A 16606-nucleotide genomic window follows, 5' to 3' on the forward strand; every position below is an offset into this window, starting at 1 on the left:
GCTACTTACCTGAGCAACATGCATTGCCTTCTTGAATAGGAGGACACTTAACTGTTCCATAAGAGCAGTAAACGCAACAATCACCTTTGAACGGTTTAAGTAGTGCTTTACAGCTTTCGCATTCGTAATACCATTGGCAAGCGTTTGTAGGCATGGTTTCAACTTTGCTAAATCCACATTCAGGGCAAGTTATCTTAGATTTTAATTCTATACCTTGCATACTGGTTCCTTAATGGGCTTAACAATATCTAAAATAGACATTACGACCATCCAAATGATCCCAAAGTAAAATAAGTAAGTGCTCCAGTCGTATTGCCATAAAGGATAAAGGGTCAGCAATACTGCAATTGGGCCAATGACACTTAAAATGCCTCTTAATGACTCTCGATGTTGATACCAATTATAGAAATTAACTAACAACGCTAGTGAAGCAAATAATGGCAATAAGGTGTTCACCGCTATCCCTTCAAAATGTGAAAGAAAACCTAACCCAAGAGCAGATGCCAATGAGCCGAGCGCAGGAAAACATGCTGTGCAACTAAGGGCGGCTAGCCAAACGCCACCAGAACCTACTTTATCTAGAATTTTATTGATCATAACTATCTACCTCAATTTTTAAGGTAGTATAAACTCCGTACATAAGTACGGGGTCAATAGCTATTTAAGTGAATTTATTACCGGGCAGGATTGAGGGTCTTGATTGGCCTTGCAAGAATCTGTCATATCTTGAATTACTTTCTCTAACCGCTGTAAATCAGCAATTTTATTACGGATGAGATTAAGTTTTTGCAATCCCATCGATTCTATATCAGCGCAACTGCTACTTAGTGACATCAGTGATTCAATTTCTTTCAGCGTAAACCCTAATGCTTTAGCTTTCAGAATAAATTTGAGTTGATTAGCGTGTGTCTCGTCATACTTTCGATAACCTGATTCGGGTTTTGGAGGCTGCTCTATTAAACCTTGGCGCTCATAAAAGCGGATCGTTTCAACATTGATATCTAAATCTTTTGCCAGTTTTCCAATGGTTCTCATAAACATACTCTTTAGAAGCAGAGACATCATTATACAATTAATGCGGATTGCCTAAACTCAATTTTATTGCATGAACGGGGTCGCTAAGCGTCCGCTTTGTAGAATTAAGTTCACATATCCAGATCACTCTGACCGTCTCTTGTTCGCTCTTGCTGCCTGTCAGGTGAAGTCTAAACCTAATCAACAAAACTGTAAGATGAGATATGAGCTACTACATCTAATCTACTACTACATCTAATCTATTGTTTCGTTGAAACTAATTCAATAATTTCACCAGTAGACGTATCCACTCTTATTTCTGTATGTTGCCCTGAGTGCTGAAGTTGATTTTTTAAATCAGCATTAATCAGTTTGAGCTTATCTATTTCAGCGTACATTTCTTGTAATCGCACCAGTAGCTTTTCAAAATCCTTATCGATTTCCTTAGGGTCAATCTCGTTTTTTTGCTTTTCTTTAGCAAGCTTGCTTTTTAGTTCGGCTACCTTTGTTCTGAGTTGTTTTATTAAATTATCTTTATTTTTTTCTTCCCAAGTTAATTGAGCTTTTTCAATATTTTCTCGTAACTTTACCCATTTTTCTTCTTCTTTAGATAGATTTGCAATATTTCTTTTAGCTCTCGTTGCTACTGCATTTTTGGTTATCTTGCTGCCATCAGATTTCATCTCTTCAAAAGCACGTTTTATATCATCGTATGCGCTACTCATGCTTGTTCTCCTTGGTTTGTATGCGCTTTGCCTTCATCTAATACATAGTCAGCTGCTGCTATATTATTTTTCCAGTGAATAGCAAATAGCTCGTAATCTTCTTGCTCTTCTTTGGTTAATGCCGCATATGCCTCTAGTTTCTGCGTTGCTTCTTTTTTTATTATTTGCCAATTGACCTTGTGGCGTTTGGTAATGATTTTACTACCACAATACACACAGCCACTAGGGATTCCTGCTCCTTTTATCTTGCAAGCTTCTCCCGCAGTGCAGTACCCCGTAGGTAAGCCACGTATGTTTTTAATATTTTTGACGAGAAATTTTTTCAGTTCTTCAATTGAACTGAAATGGATCTGCTTAATCACAGTCGAATCTTTACTTTGACTATCAGTAATACCTATTATCAGATCTTTAGATGTTTTATTAATTTGCTCACCAGCACCACCTTTAAGTGATTGTGACTCGGCTTCATCTATTAACTCTTCTGCAACACGGTCAATTAAAATCTCATTAAACTCTTCAGTAGTTTTAATTAAAGTTGTTGAGGCCAAAAATGCTCTTCGAGTATAAACAAACGTCATTAGGCTAGTTAAATGTTTAAATTGATATCTAATATCATCAAGCTCACCTAATTTATTGGCAATGACAAAGTAGGCCAACGTATGTCGAAACATGTGAGCGGTTAATCTAAACGTATCGCCTTCTTCGTATGGGACACCTCTATTCTCTCCTCTAACCTCTTTGTAGTTAGATTCAAGGCGTTCAAGCTCTGCTATATCATCATCGTCTAGAGTTAAGTCAAAAAGCTCAATGTTTTCACTGTTTTTAACCTCAAATTTTGTGAATCGCCCAGCATCGCTAAAACTAACACTACAGCTACTATGTGAAACCCCGAAAAGACGGTTTCTTTCTAACCCTTCTTTCAAATTGTGTGCTTGACTACTTGTTATATTGGCTCTGCATGAAGAAAGTACAGCTTTTGCCCTTTCTTGCATACCGATCACATATTTTTCGTAAATACCAACACACTCATGTACTTCAGCGTTTGAAAACCATTCCATCTCAACCTTACTGTTGTCGGTTTTGGTCATAATTGCCGTAATGTAATAAATATCATCTTTGTAATTGGCACAGCCAACCTTGCATGTAAGTACTTCGTTATATCTCATACCTGTATAGGCCAAGATATTAATGTATGTGGCTAATTTTAAATCTTCTAATTCTTCGGATAATTGAATGAATTCCTCTTCATTGGGTAAGTTTCTTACATGTTTTGCTATTAGCTCACCTGTATTCATTTTGGGCGGTGGTTCAATGGAGCCTTCATGTAAACTATCTATTAAGCGTGCATTTAATTCTAGCCATCGTTCTATCTTATCCTTAGAGTTTTCAACTATTTTTTCTGCAAACTTCAGAATTTTTTTCATTACTTTAGTAGGAATGACAGGGTGCGAATAAGTGACTGGTCTCGGATGGTGTAACTCGTTTAGTTGGTTAAGCACATTAATAAAAACACTACACACCTTAGGGCCAAAAAGACGAAAGCTTCGTTGCACGTCAAATAGTTTAGTAAATGAGTGTGATTGTCTGTAAATAGCTATTTTCCCGACTTCATATAAATAGTCTTTTATGAGATTCCTAATAACTAAGTCAGATTTGAACTCCAACTCATGAAATGAGTGATAACCTCTTTGTCTTAAGAAGGCTGCAATTAAATTTAGATACGTTACATCATTTTGAAGTGTAGAGATTTTTAGAGGTTTACCGCCTACAACATCACCATGTGTGAGTTTAATTAGTGAATAAATTCGAATTTGATATGCTAATTCATCAACACCTTTAAAATTCACATTTCTTTGCGTTTCTTCATAGCTTATCCAAGTGTCATCGCCAAAGTGAATAGTGCCATGTTTAGCAATATTCAATGCTCTGTTTTCCCACAAAGCAATCGAATTAAAAGCGCTAGTATCATCAACTTTAAAATCTTCTAACACCTGAACCAAAGGTTTTATAGTGATTTGACCTGTATGTGTTTTTACAACAGCGATATCAAGTAGTTTTGTTTTAGTTATCTCTTTGGTCATAGCAAACCTGTGTTTTTCCAATGAGGATGAATACCCTCTGTTCTCAATAATTCTTTTCCATCAATCACAGCTTGAGCATTAAGCTTGGCAATATCAGTTAATATTTCGTTAACTCTATTTTTCAACTGCTCTATGTTTTCCAGTTGCTCTGTTACAGAGTCAAATGTTGCGGCTGAGTTTTCCATATCAGCAACAACAAAATCCCGGTATGACAAAAGTTTCCAAACATGCAATGCGTCAGCAACACAGCGATAGAACGGACACCACAAGCATGCGTTAAAGTCGGCACATGCATGCTCGTTTGTATCTCGCTGGTCTAATAATTTCCTGTTTTGAGATTCGAATGCCACTACTGCGGATTTATCTTTTGAGTTAATGCATGTGCCATTCGGGACTTTTTTACCGTCTTCTGGTGGAGTCTGCAAAATGATTACTTTGTCGGTAACATCGCGAACAAAATAGTCTGCCATTGTTTTTGTCGCTCTGTTGATTGTCATTGCAACATCTTTGTTATCTTGCATTAAATAATGACGCAAGAACGTTTCATAAGAGTGCTTGCCAGCTTTTTGATACCACTTAAATTCTTTGGCAACTTTTCGGTAAATGTAGTTAAGCCCTGATTTTCTGATCTTTTGCGAATTAAATACGATATCACACCCAAGCTCAGTCAATATCCTATCTATAGTGGTCTTGAAACGTGATGCTGTTAATAATTGAATCTTTACTTCTCCAATACTATTTACTTTGGGAAAAACAAAAATTCTTTTTGATAGGTTCTCAATAGAAGGGCGGTAAATAGACGTAAGTCTAGTCGCAGCCTTAATATCAAATATTACTGGTTCGACAACGTCGCCGTATAAGACGCCTTCTTTTTCTAGATCTTCGGCTTTAATTTCAAATTTATGCCATTGAGTTTGATAATTAGCTCGGCGTTTAAATAAACGAAGAGCAGGAGTTTTACTTGAATGTAATGGCGTGTTAAAGAAAAATAAGTCGTCAGTATCAAGCTCTAGCGTAGGAGTTGAATTCCAACCAGTTTTCAATATGACTTTTGCTGCATAAAGTGTAACTTTGTCTTTAATTGTGAGTAAGGTCTCAGAAAGCCCTTTTTCTATGTAATATGCTAATTCTACTACTTCTCTATATGAGTAGAGTTTATCTTGATTCTGAGATAGTTGCTCTTGATGTTGTGCAGTTAATTCGGTGTTGACCGGAAAGCTTTTAATAGTATCTAGACCATAAAACGATAGTAATTTGTCGATAGCGCTCTGATATTGATTACCAACAAAAACCGACAAATCGCCTTGTTTTGATTTTAGTTGAATTGCCTCTCTTATAGCCTTTAGTATCTCACAGTTATTTTCAACAAAAGCATGAACCCCATGACTGGCAATAAGCTTCATTTGTTCATCTGTTAATGATGATGCATTTTCTTTCAATGCTCTAGCCATACTACCTATGTAACCTTTGAGAGTGACGATACCTATGCTCTCGCCATCAATTCGCTTTGTAAAAACTTTATGGTATTCGACTAGGTTTTGATAAAATTTATAGGCATTGTCATATACCCACTCATGCTTCTGCCATTCGGTAGTGTCACTTTCTTTAAGGTAATAGCCCAATGAGTAGGGTAATAAACTTTCCTTTGCGATTTTTTCACCCGTAACAAAGTGGTAAAGGTCCAATGCAGCGTTTAGTAGCAGTAAAAACTGCTGGTTATTTTGAGTTTCTTCTTGGTAATGCTTATAAAGGTATTTAAATCCCTGAAGGCCATTTTCTGCAAACCCTTGAATTCCACGCTCACTAAGCAGCTTAATTATTGGTGATGCTACGCTACCAGCACTATTCAACCACCTTGGAAATGATAAAGTTGAGGATCTAACTCTTGTTGTATTAGCTTCCGAAGCGCTTGCTATCTGATTTTTCAAAAAAGCATCAACTTCATTGCCAAATTTGGATGATATGCTTTGTGCATACCCTATTACTTCGGCTTCAGTTTTAAATTGATTGACTCTAGCTTTACCCCACACATCGGGTAGTATAAATTTTAAAAAAGTACGGAAGTTGTGATTGCATATAAATGATGAAACGAATTCCCTATCCTGTAATGTTGCCAATAATGGCAGTTTGACGCGTTCAGTATTCTTAAAAGTATCATGTAGACAAAGATTTATAATAGCTGTCGCAGTTTTGAGGATATTGTCCCCAATAGAAGAATCTTTGAGGCTTAATTCTGGAAGGACGAGATAGTCCAGATATTTATTTAGTAATTTACGAATCTCTTTTACTTGATGGAATTCAAGTTCGAATAATTTAGTTATGTCGATTGAAGTAGCCCCATTTACTAGCCTAAAAGGAGCGTTGATAGCGTTATCATAAAAATGAAACTTAGCTAAGTTTTCTAAGGCTTCTTCTATACGAGTAGCATAACTAGGTAGCTTGACATCATTTATTTCATTAATGCAAAAGTATTCCAGTTCTTGCCAAATTTCAAAGTCTGATAGAGCATTTAATCCCGAAGTTTGAATTGATGTCGCAGTATCTGTACTAACCTTATTAAGGGCTAGAGGAAGAGTGTGTTGTAAACTGACACAAGCATTCCGCAAGCGACTCATTGAAATAGCAGTGTCGTCATCTGCGCTAATATTGTTTTCTTTGTCATATGCCCTGTTAAATAAAACGTCTAACTGTTTGGCTAGAACAATTGAATGAGGTTTAAATCTAGCAGGAATACGATTGGACTTCCGCGTTTTAACTTGCTGCTGCATCTTCAGCCTCACGCATCAGTAATTCGTCAACATCACCGTAGATATCTTTCACCCACTCTGACATTGCTCCGTATGCATCCACTGCTACACTTTTGGCAAAGTCGATGTAACGTTTGGTTGTTTTAAAACTTTCGTGACTCATCAAGGTCATTAGTGTCTGTCTGATGGAACTCTCCGATTCACCTTTGTCAATTAGGTATTTAGCGACATAAGTAGCAAAGGTAGCGCGTAAGTCATGGAATGTGCGTAATAGTATTTCTAATCCCTGCTTCCTTTGTTCTTTTCTAACTATGGAAATAGTATTCCCCGGTGTATCTTCGCTTATCCGCGATCCTGAACTATTCATAAACAAAGGAAGCGGATGTTCACTATTGTCCATACCATGATTAGTCTCATGTTTGGTACGTCGCTTCATATTTTGAATTGTCAAAGTGTGATTGTACAAAAGCTTCATTAGAACTCGCGCTATTGTTAATCTCACTGGCTTATGTCCTTTTCGTACAATGTTCAATTTTGGAATACGTTTCTCGTTTTCTTTTTCATCAGGATCAAAAAGGTCTTTCTGGTCGATGGCTGAAATCTCAAAAGAACGAAGTCCACCTAGCAAAGCACATTGCAAATAAAGCTTATAAGTCTCTTTTTGAGCCGTATCCGTCTCCAGCAACTGTTTAAGTTCTTTTGGAGAATATGGTTGTAGATCTTTTTCGGGTGAGTCTTCCTTTTGTTTCAATGTATTTGGAATGCTCAAATTACTAACCCACTTCCATAAGCCTCCAGAACGTGTGTTGCTAGTAGGTAATTGAAACAATGAACTTACACTTGATTTAGCTTTCGATTTAATACGTACCTGTTTGTATTCAAGTGAGAAGGGGAGGCTATCTATAGCCCCGCGCTTATGGCTCCATATATAGAATGCTTTAACAGCTCTAATTCGTTCTTGAGCGCTGTTAAAGCTTATGCGTTTAGACTTATCTTTGGTTTCGACTCTTTCACATAAATGTTTGTGATATCTCCACACAGGTAACCTAGAAATATCATCATCTACAGATTGTTTTGAAAGTGGTGCAGTTATTACTTCAAAATAGGATGCATCATCTTTATCCAACCAATCTAAGAAAGCTTTTAAGTGCTTAGCTATACTGCAAACAGACTTAACATCTAATGGCTTTCCCGGTTGGCTGGCATGATAAGCGTCACTAAAAGCCTCATTGTCTATTTGATTCTTTTTGAGACTGAAATGACCTTCAAAGCGGTGCATTAAAAATAAGTTCATTTCTTGGCATTCGGTGAAGCGAGTCGGGTGATATAGCACTGGAAAATTAGGTTCTATTTTATCGTGCCTATATGAGTGAGTTCTGATGCCTTTTTCAGTCTTAATAGGTTGCCCTGATTTATCGAGGTGAAAAGACATTCCTTTTCCAAAGTTGACTGATGCTTTAATTATTTTAGTTTTTGTTGTATTTCGAAGTATCATTTTCGTTCACCTTTGATTCTTAGCTAGAGTATGTGTGTAAAAGCTTTTTTGTTCAAGTTTATTAAGGGTATGATAGTATTATATCAATTCGGGGGTGATTTTAGATGAGAGCCAAAACTTAACGGCATCACAGTTAAAAACCATCATCACTCGCTGCGGTGAAGGGACTAAATTGATTTGTACGGGAAACCTCGCCCAGATTGATAGTAATTATCTCACCCCAGTGACATCAGGGTTAACTTATATTGTCGAGCGCTTTAAAGACTTTGAAGGTAGCGCTACCATTAACTTAAACGGTGTAGTACGAAGCCGCTTGGCAAGTTTTGCTGAAGAAAATTTATAACTTGCCTTGAGCCGACTGGCTCGTTACTCTTTCGCTAACACTGTGTGCAAACGGGAACGAGCCAGTAAATGGATGCGACAAAAGAATTTTTACCACTAAAAAGTTACCGAAAGGGAATTTTAGTGGCGGTAATAATACCCATCCTACTTGTCCTCGTCTTAGCTTACCATCTCTATCAAATTAAACTCGAACGCCAGTACAAAGTACGTTTTGGCCAGTATGAATATGTTTCTCAGCAGCTGAAACAAGAGTTTTATGCTGCACATGTCGTTCTTGATAGTATCGCCGTTAACCTAGCGCAGCCAATTTCTTTTCAAAAGCCGCCAGAGTGGTTAGAAGATATAGAGCAACACCCTGAACATTATTATCATGCGTTACCAAACAATGGTGGAGAGATTGTTGGTCGTGGGCAAGTCAGTGAAGCGCTTTTTGCCACTAAACGATGGCAAACCGTATTATCGCTTAATACCGCTTTTGATGCCGCACTCGCGTTGCAAGGTGGATTGTATGCGGTCGCATACATAGAAGATGATGGTTTTGCGTATGTTAAGCGTCGAGATGCGTCAAGCAGCCATTTCATCACCCGGTTAGTTCAAGGTAAGTTCGAACCCGACTTTAGCTTGGGCAATATAGTCGTTGGTCCACCCGTGAAGTTTTTCGATAGACAAATGTTTGCGCTCGGTAAGAAATTATCAACGGTGGATAACGCCCATGTATTGATGATCTACGATAGCGATATTATTGATAGGTGGTTGTTAAACATCGGCTCCTTAGACGGTACGATGGAATTTAAAAACCAAAGCGATGAGATTATCGCGGGGAAGCGTTATGACCACGACCACTATGGTGTTGTGAATTCATCAGCACCTTGGCAGTACGGACTGCACTTTATTGCAAAGCCCGCCAAAGAGCCTATTAGCTTAAACTATCATGAAAGCTATGAGCAATTTGCCGCTCCGCTACAGCAGGAGATCTTGCTCGAACTTGCATTATTACTGTTTTTTATTCTTTTTACCTTTGTGACCATTGTGTGGTTAAGCGGACAAATATTTGTCCGACCTTTAAAGCATTTTGTGAATTATTTATCTTTGCAAGAGCATACACCACAAGCCACTTTAAATTATCCCATCCCCTCAGAATGGCAACCTTGGTTTATACAAATCAAGCAGGTGGTGGAGCAAAAATCGCGCTTAATGCATGCTCTTAAGCAACATAATCAAGAACTAGATGACGAAATTAAACGCAAACAACAGGCATTAAAGCAAAGCTTTGAGGCAAAAGAGCGTCAAGCTGCTTTGCTAAATGCAGTGCTTGACTCTGTGCCCGATATTATCTATTTCAAAAATATAGACGGTTCATTCATAGGCTGTAATCGCGCGTTTGAAGAGTTTATGGGGGTTGATAAGTCGGATTTAGTTGCGAAAACACAACCTGAAGTGACATCTGGATTAACCATTTTACTTGAGCAAGAAGCGGCGATGGAGCGCTCGCAAGAACAAGTGGCAACTAATTTTGTCCTTGGGGCAAATACCTACTTTTTGACTATCACGCCATTGAAATCGGAAACTGGAAAGCTCATCGGTTGTTTGGGGGTTGCGAGAGATATTACTGCCGCACAAGAGGCATATAATGCCCTAAGAGACTCTGAAGAAAACTTTAGGGCAGCGACTGAGTTTGCACCTAATGGCGTTATTTTGGCTGCGATCAGCGGTAAAATTTTGGAGATGAACAAGGCTGCCAAACGTTACTTATCACTTGATAAGAATACCGGAGAAAAGCAGCTGGAACGCTTGTTTGATGAACAAAACTGGCAAGAGCTGAAGCCTGTCTTGGCTGGGCTATTAAAAGAGCAAAAGAAAGTCGTTGAGCACATGATTTCACAGTCGGGTAAGCACCGCTGGTTACAATTGAGTATTTCTTTAGTTTGGGATAAAAATAAGCGCCCTAAGTATTACGTGATCCATATTCAAAATATCACTGGTCTGCTGTTAGCGAAGCAAGATGCTGAGCGCGCAACGCTTGCCAAAAGTCGCTTTATCGCGAATATCAGCCATGAAATTAGAACGCCAATTAATGCCATATTAGGTCTGGCGGATATGATCAAAAGTGAGGCGCTGACGCGAGTTCAGAGTAAAAAATTGCAGCAGCTTTCTGGGGCTGCAAACGAGCTGCTTACCATGCTCAACAGTATTTTAGAGTTTGCCAAAGTAGAAAGTCATCAAGGCACAATTCAATACGAGACATTTCAAACCTGCCATGTATTTACCACGATAGAATCACTGATTAAGCCTTTATGTATACAAAAAGGCTTGGAGTTTGAGTTACAGGTCGACCCTCAAGTTTGGCCTTACCTGTACAGTGATGAAGATAAGGTAAAGCAAATCTTGGTAAACCTGCTTGGCAATGCGGTAAAGTATACCAATCAAGGGAAGGTTGGTTTGAAGGTGGCGTTAGTTAATGATAGAGCTGCAAAACAAACCATAAAGTTTGCTGTTTGGGACACTGGAGTTGGGATCAAATCGCAAGAAATTGAACACCTTTTTGATGCATTTACCCAAGGTGATGAAAGCTTCACACGTCGTCACGAAGGCATTGGTTTGGGGCTTGCGATTGTGAAGCAAGAAGTTGCACTCTTAGGTGGCGATATTGCGGTTAACTCAACCCCGAACGAAGGAAGCTGCTTTTTCTTTGAATTGGTGCTAGATAAAGGCGCTTGTCCAGTTGTGGATAGTCACAAAGAAGTTTACTGTCTCACCACCGAAGCACATAGCTTACCAAGCTATTTTGCAGGTCTTGCGGAACCTTTATCTGTTGAGCGATTGCACGGGATGCATGCTCAGCTCGACAAGTCTATTGTTGTTATTCCACCAGAAGCAGCACTTGACCCCGCTTATACGCTACCTGGAAATACCGCATTACTACTGCATTGTGAAGGGGAGTTTCCTGAGCAAAGTAACCATATTGCGCTTAATCAAAGTGTGTTTTACCAATCAGCTTATACTTGGCTTGCTGAATTTGCCCATATGACGCAAACCGTCGACAACGTGTGTATGCAGGTTGCCGGTGCACTTTGCTTGGTGGTCGACGATAACAACTTAAATTTAGATATTACTGAAAATATGTTGAAGCAGAATGGTATTTCTACCGTAGGGCTCCAAAGCGCCGAACATATTGAGGAAGTTTGTCGCTCACTGCAACCCGATATCATCCTGATGGATATCCATATGCCAAATATTGATGGCTATCAAGCGACCAAGCAGATCAGAGCCGTGTGGTCTGAAACTGAGCTTCCCGTTATCGCCTTGACCGCCAATGCAAGCAAAGAAGAGCGGGCGAAAGCCACAGCCGTTGGCATGAATGATTATTTGGTAAAACCAATTAATAGCACACAGGCGTGCAAGGCATTGGCAAGTAATATTTTCCAGTCAGATAAAACAGAAGAAATCTTTTTCGATTATGAGTTTGCTTTATCACAAATGATGCAAAATGAAACGTTTTTGAAAACAATGTTAGATAAATTTGCTAAACTTTGCCATGATTACCTAGAACAGGTTGCTGAAATAGAGCAAGGTTCAGCATTATTCGAGTTAGCACACGGAATTAAGGGCGCAGCTGCTGGTCTGGGTTTTAAGCGACTGGCGAAAGTTGCAAAAGACCTTGAAACGCAAAGCAAAACGATCACAACAATAACAAATCGCACTGACTTGGATGTGTTAACAAATGCACTTTCACAGGTGGTGTGCTTTATCGAGCTAAAAAGGTAGCGTCATAAGATGCAGCAAGCTGAGCACATTTTTATTATTGATGATGACCCAATAAATAAGATGGTCCTAAGTAATACATTAGGTGACGGCCATCGGTTATCCCATAGCACTGACGCTAAGTTATGTATTGATGAACTAAAAGTAAGCAAACCAGATCTTATTATTTTAGATGTGTTAATGGCTGACGGCGCTGGCTTTGCTGTTTTAGAGTGCCTGAAAAAGGATGCGAGCACTTACGGTATTCCCGTTGTCGTGATCTCCGGTAGTGTGAGCTTTAAAGATGAAGCACGAGGTTTGGAGTTAGGGGCTGTGGATTATATTACTAAACCCTTTAACCCTTTGATTGTAAAAGCCAGAATCAAAAACCATTTAGCAATAAAAAAGAAAAATGATCTGCTAGAAAAGCTAGCCTCTATCGATGGTTTAACAGAGTTGCCCAATCGCAGGTATCTAGATGAAGCGATGAAATCAGCTTTAGAGAGCGCAAAAGCTGATGGCAGTGCGTTTACCGTAATGCTGGTTGAGGTGGACTATTTTAAAACGTTTAATGAGCATTATGGCTATATGCATGGTGATGACTGCTTATTTAAGGTAGCCAAAGCGCTAGAAGAAGCCGCAACCCGACGTTCTTTATTTATTGGCCGTTTTGACGGTACCCGTTTTGCGTTAGTGCTAACTCAGCATAATATCGACATAATTAATGAAATAGCAGAAGCGTTGCACGACTCGGTTAACGCGTTAAAAATCCCCCATATTGCCTCACCCATATGTGCGCATGTGAGCGTTAGCATTGGTGCAGTTCATATTGAAAATCACTGTAGTAATGAGCTCGGTGAGCTGATCAAAATGGCCGATAGCGCACTTGCCGTTGCACAAAAACAGCAAAGTACGGTTTTTATTAAAGTGTTATAAATATCTAAAGCCATATGCGGGGGCTAAAGCATATCCGCATTATTCACCATCCTTGGTGCGATAAAGTCTTACTGAATTTGCTTTAGTGCGTTGTCGCCAAAGCCAACCAGTTGGTTGTTTTTGAATACCAATGGCGTGCACTCATCTTTTGTTACTTTGCCGTCTGAGTGTTTGCTGTTGGTTGCATAGTACAGCACTTGATAGTTGTCGCCGTCTTTTGACACCAACTCGCTAAAGTCAGGAGTTGCAAACATGTCTTTTACTGATGAGTAAGACGCGCCCATTTCAAGGTTAGCAATCTTTTCACGATTTTTACGCTGTTTATGTTCCCAGTTAGACGAGTTGTATTCAGAAGCCCAACCGTGTTCTACTTCACCGTCGGATACAGCAACGATACAGCCTGATAATAGAGTAGAGCTAAGCGCAGCCACTAACATTAATTTTTTCATTGTTGTTTTCCTTTTTAATTTTGTTGCTGAGCAAGTAATGCAAACAGCCATTTATTTTTTGCTTGAATTATCACAAGAGTTGCAAACTCTTTGCCAACTAATAAAGTTTATAAATATCAGTTTGTTGTTGTTTTTTAATCAGTTTGTGGTTGATGGTTTTCACTAACTTTTAGCGATATCACTCACTAAAACAATAATCTAGACCACTCGGTTTCTCGTTGTGCCTGCCACAAAACTTTCAATATTAATGGCAATTTCGCCGACTAAACGTTCGATGGCTTCTTTACTTGCCCATGCCGTATGCGGTGTTAAAAGCAAGTTTTCCCCTTGGTATTGAACAAGTGGGTTGCTTGCTTGGGCCGGCTCTTGAGTGAGGACATCCACAGCAGCACCAGCTATTTGCTTGTTAGTTAGCGCATCCACCAGCGCTTGCTCATTGACTATTCCGCCTCTCGCGGTGTTGATAAGATAAGCATGATTTGGAAGTAGAGCGAATTCAGCTCTCGAAATCAGGTTTTCTGTTTCAGCGGTAAGCGGGCAGTGAATCGATACAATATCCGCAATCTGCAGTGCTTCTTCAAAAGCCATTCGTCCTGCTCTAACCTCAGTTAGGCCCCTACGTTCGGCAACAATTACCTGAGCTCCAAATGCTTGTGCGACTTTTGCAACGGCTTCTCCTAACGTTCCATGGCCTACGATCACAAAGTTTTTGCCTGCAATTTCGTTGATGCTGTAGTCCAAGCGACAAAACATATCACTTTGCTGCCAAAGCCCTGCACGGCAGTCTTGCTGGTAACGATGAATATTTGTCATTAAGTTACCAAGCATAGTAAAGGTGTGCTGCACGACAGAAGGGGTCGAATAACCAGCCACATTAGCCACCGCAATTTGATGGGCTTTTGCGGCTGCCAAATCGATGTTGTTGACGCCTGTGGCCGCAACACAAATCAGGCGTAATTGCGGTAACGCCGCGATTGTTTGTTCAGTTAACTGTACTTTATTGGTGATGATGACTGCTGCATCTTTACAGCGTGTGATGATGTCCTCACTGGGTGTGGTGTCGTAAGACGTTAATGTGCCTAGTTTGGCAATGGGGGAAAGATCGGTTCCTGCAAGGGTTTTAGCGTCTAATACCACGATTTGCATTATTTTTATCCTTTTCTTGACTTTGGAGTTAACTCTAAGGTTTATACTTGTGATGTCGACTAGGATAATCTTCAGGACTTGGGAGTGTAAAGTGGTAAAGATTGGTGAGCTGGCAAAGCGGCTTAACGTATCAACTGACACGTTAAGGTATTATGAAGCAAACGATCTTCTACACCCTTGCACAAGGAGCGAGGGCGGGTATCGGTTGTTTGATGAGCAAAGTGAAAAGCAAATGCGCTTTATTCTTCGCGCGAAGGAAGTAGGGTTTAGCCTCAAAGAAGTGCAAGACTTGCTGAAGATAAAGTTTGAAAAGCATCAGCACAGTTGCGAAGAAGTGAAAACGCTGACTATCACTAAACGGGATTTAGTGAGAGCGCGGATCGCTGAGTTACAAAAATTTGAACAATCATTATCGACGCTAGCAGAGCAATGCTGCGGCGGTAAGGAAGCGGCAGTGAGCTGCTCGATTTTAACGGCCTTGGAGGCTATCGATGAATGAACTGATAGTAAATTTTTGGCAGCTATTTTTAGTATCTGCCCCGTGGTTACTGCTTGGCCTAATATTGGCTGGGTTACTTAATGTATTTATTCCAAAAGATTTATTGCAAAAGCACTTAGGAAAAGAAGGATTTTGGACAACGATAAAGGCAGCGCTGATTGGGGCGCCTATGCCACTGTGCTCTTGCGGCGTTATTCCTGCTGCGGTGGGACTGAGAAGAGCGGGGGGCTCGAAAAGTGCGACAACCGCATTTTTAGTCTCAACGCCTGAAACTGGAGTGGACTCTATCTCAGTTTCTTATGTACTACTTGGTCCTTTTATGGCGATAATTAGGCCAATTGCGGCTGTGGTTAGCGCAATTGCGGCTGGGTTACTCGTTAGCAGTGAGAAAGATGATAAGCCTGTGCCACTAAAGCACCTTAATACCTCAGAGGAACCAAGCGCGACTAGCGGTTGTTGTGACGCTAATCATCACTCAGAGCCAAAGCCTGCTGAAAAGCATCACAGCCATGATAGCTGTTGTGCCAGCGCTAAAGTGGAAACCGCAAAAGTAAGCTCAAGCTGCTGTGCGCCTGCAAGCCCGCAATTAGCAATGGTAGGGACGAATATGTCTTGTTGTGATACTACGGAGCCTACCGTAACCAGTTGTTGCGACTCTTCATCAGCCACGACAAGCTGTTGTGAGCCAGCTCCTAAGCCTAAAAACCAAGGGATTTTTGGTAAAATTGTAGAAGCTGTTAAGTTCAGCTGTAATCAATTACTGTCCGACACCGCAGTTTGGCTACTTATCGGTTTATTCTTTGCAGCGTTAGTGCAAACCTTTGTGCCTGAGTCTTTCTTATCTCAGTGGGGCGACGGTATTATTGCCATGCTAGTGGTTATTCTTATCAGTATCCCAATGTATATTTGTGCGACCGCTTCAACTCCAATCGCTGCGGGTTTATTAATGGCTGGTGTTTCACCCGGTGCTGTATTGGTATTTATGCTCGCAGGCCCTGCAACTAACATCGCCACAATTGGGGTGGTTGGTAAAGAATTAGGGCGTCGTGCCGTGTTTGCCTACTTGGGCGGTGTCATCGGGATTGCACTTATCTTTGGCTATTTAACTGATTACTTAGTCAATACTTATGGTTTTGTTGTAACGCCGATGATAGGTGAGGAACACGAAGTGCTACCACATTGGTTAACAGTATCGATGGGCGCATTATTAGCAGCACTCTTACTAAGATTAGCTATACTCAAATTAGGTAAAGTTGTTAGAAGATAAACTATTGTGGTACTTTTTACCGTATTACAATTGCATGACGCTTAAGCATTTATTGTTCCAACTTGGTATATTGCCTTGGTGGTCAGACATGAAATGCTTAGCGTCTGTTTATTTGACACGATAGAATGCGTTCCAGTATTCGTTAATCCGACAATTTGAGAAGT

At 40.0% G+C, this 16606-nt stretch carries 13 protein-coding genes and 1 pseudogene; 5 read left to right on the forward strand and 9 right to left on the reverse strand.

Translation table 11 applies throughout. The features are described 5' to 3' along the window. Nucleotide 1: 1 nt before the first annotated feature. From L1271_RS00235 to L1271_RS00265, 7 genes are all read right to left on the reverse strand, one after another. Nucleotides 2–220 carry a GDCCVxC domain-containing (seleno)protein gene (locus L1271_RS00235; RefSeq protein WP_062566147.1) on the reverse strand — a complete coding sequence of 73 codons (219 nt, stop codon included), beginning with the start codon at nucleotides 218–220 and terminating at the stop codon, nucleotides 2–4. Beyond that, complete coding sequence (merC, locus tag L1271_RS00240) at nucleotides 208–597, reverse strand: organomercurial transporter MerC (protein WP_016708222.1); 390 nt, start codon at nucleotides 595–597, stop codon at nucleotides 208–210. Before merC ends, L1271_RS00235 begins: the two co-directional genes overlap by 13 nt. 60 nt (nucleotides 598–657) lie before the next feature. After that, a complete protein-coding gene (locus L1271_RS00245; protein ID WP_016708221.1) occupies nucleotides 658–1035 on the reverse strand; it encodes a MerR family transcriptional regulator in 378 nt (125 codons plus the stop codon). A 239-nt stretch (nucleotides 1036–1274) separates the two neighbouring features. Next, complete coding sequence (locus L1271_RS00250; protein WP_016708220.1) at nucleotides 1275–1739, reverse strand: hypothetical protein; 465 nt, start codon at nucleotides 1737–1739, stop codon at nucleotides 1275–1277. Further along, on the reverse strand, nucleotides 1736–3820 hold the full coding sequence (locus L1271_RS00255) for a hypothetical protein (protein WP_045979590.1): 2085 nt from the start codon (nucleotides 3818–3820) through the stop codon (nucleotides 1736–1738). The genes L1271_RS00250 and L1271_RS00255 overlap by 4 nt, the downstream gene beginning before the upstream one ends. Next, nucleotides 3817–6588: a hypothetical protein gene (locus L1271_RS00260; protein WP_062566146.1), complete on the reverse strand. Its 2772-nt coding sequence runs from the start codon at nucleotides 6586–6588 to the stop codon at nucleotides 3817–3819. Before L1271_RS00260 ends, L1271_RS00255 begins: the two co-directional genes overlap by 4 nt. Further along, nucleotides 6572–8062 (reverse strand): site-specific integrase, encoded by a 1491-nt coding sequence (locus tag L1271_RS00265; RefSeq protein WP_045979589.1) that lies wholly within the window; start codon nucleotides 8060–8062, stop codon nucleotides 6572–6574. Before L1271_RS00265 ends, L1271_RS00260 begins: the two co-directional genes overlap by 17 nt. Before the next feature lie 85 nt (nucleotides 8063–8147). Between L1271_RS00265 and L1271_RS00270 the strand changes: the two are divergent. The 3 genes and pseudogenes from L1271_RS00270 to L1271_RS00280 all read left to right on the forward strand — a co-directional run. Next, nucleotides 8148–8405 (forward strand): annotated as a pseudogene (locus L1271_RS00270) (PhoH family protein); the annotation flags it as partial. Between the two features lie 122 nt (nucleotides 8406–8527). Beyond that, entirely contained in the window at nucleotides 8528–12169 is a 3642-nt protein-coding gene (locus L1271_RS00275) for a hybrid sensor histidine kinase/response regulator (protein WP_235366520.1), read from the forward strand. Between the two features lie 9 nt (nucleotides 12170–12178). After that, nucleotides 12179–13081 (forward strand): GGDEF domain-containing response regulator, encoded by a 903-nt coding sequence (locus L1271_RS00280; protein WP_102057391.1) that lies wholly within the window; start codon nucleotides 12179–12181, stop codon nucleotides 13079–13081. A 68-nt stretch (nucleotides 13082–13149) separates the two neighbouring features. Here L1271_RS00280 and L1271_RS00285 read toward each other — a convergent pair whose 3' ends face one another. Together L1271_RS00285 and L1271_RS00290 are read right to left on the reverse strand one after the other, a co-directional pair. Further along, nucleotides 13150–13530 (reverse strand): DUF3192 domain-containing protein, encoded by a 381-nt coding sequence (locus L1271_RS00285; protein ID WP_010606064.1) that lies wholly within the window; start codon nucleotides 13528–13530, stop codon nucleotides 13150–13152. Between the two features lie 198 nt (nucleotides 13531–13728). Beyond that, the gene (locus L1271_RS00290; RefSeq protein WP_235366521.1) at nucleotides 13729–14676 is read right to left on the reverse strand and encodes a D-2-hydroxyacid dehydrogenase; all 948 of its coding nucleotides are present in this window, start codon (nucleotides 14674–14676) and stop codon (nucleotides 13729–13731) included. A gap of 91 nt (nucleotides 14677–14767) precedes the next feature. Here L1271_RS00290 and zntR point away from each other — a divergent pair, with 91 nt between their 5' ends. Both zntR and L1271_RS00300 read left to right on the forward strand, forming a co-directional pair. After that, a complete protein-coding gene (gene zntR, locus L1271_RS00295) occupies nucleotides 14768–15175 on the forward strand; it encodes a Zn(2+)-responsive transcriptional regulator (RefSeq protein ID WP_010606066.1) in 408 nt (135 codons plus the stop codon). Next, nucleotides 15168–16442: an SO_0444 family Cu/Zn efflux transporter gene (locus L1271_RS00300; RefSeq protein WP_235366522.1), complete on the forward strand. Its 1275-nt coding sequence runs from the start codon at nucleotides 15168–15170 to the stop codon at nucleotides 16440–16442. The genes zntR and L1271_RS00300 overlap by 8 nt, the downstream gene beginning before the upstream one ends. Nucleotides 16443–16606 lie beyond the last annotated feature (164 nt).

This window comes from Pseudoalteromonas sp. OF5H-5, from assembly GCF_021530695.1.
Classification (GTDB): Bacteria; Pseudomonadota; Gammaproteobacteria; order Enterobacterales; family Alteromonadaceae; genus Pseudoalteromonas.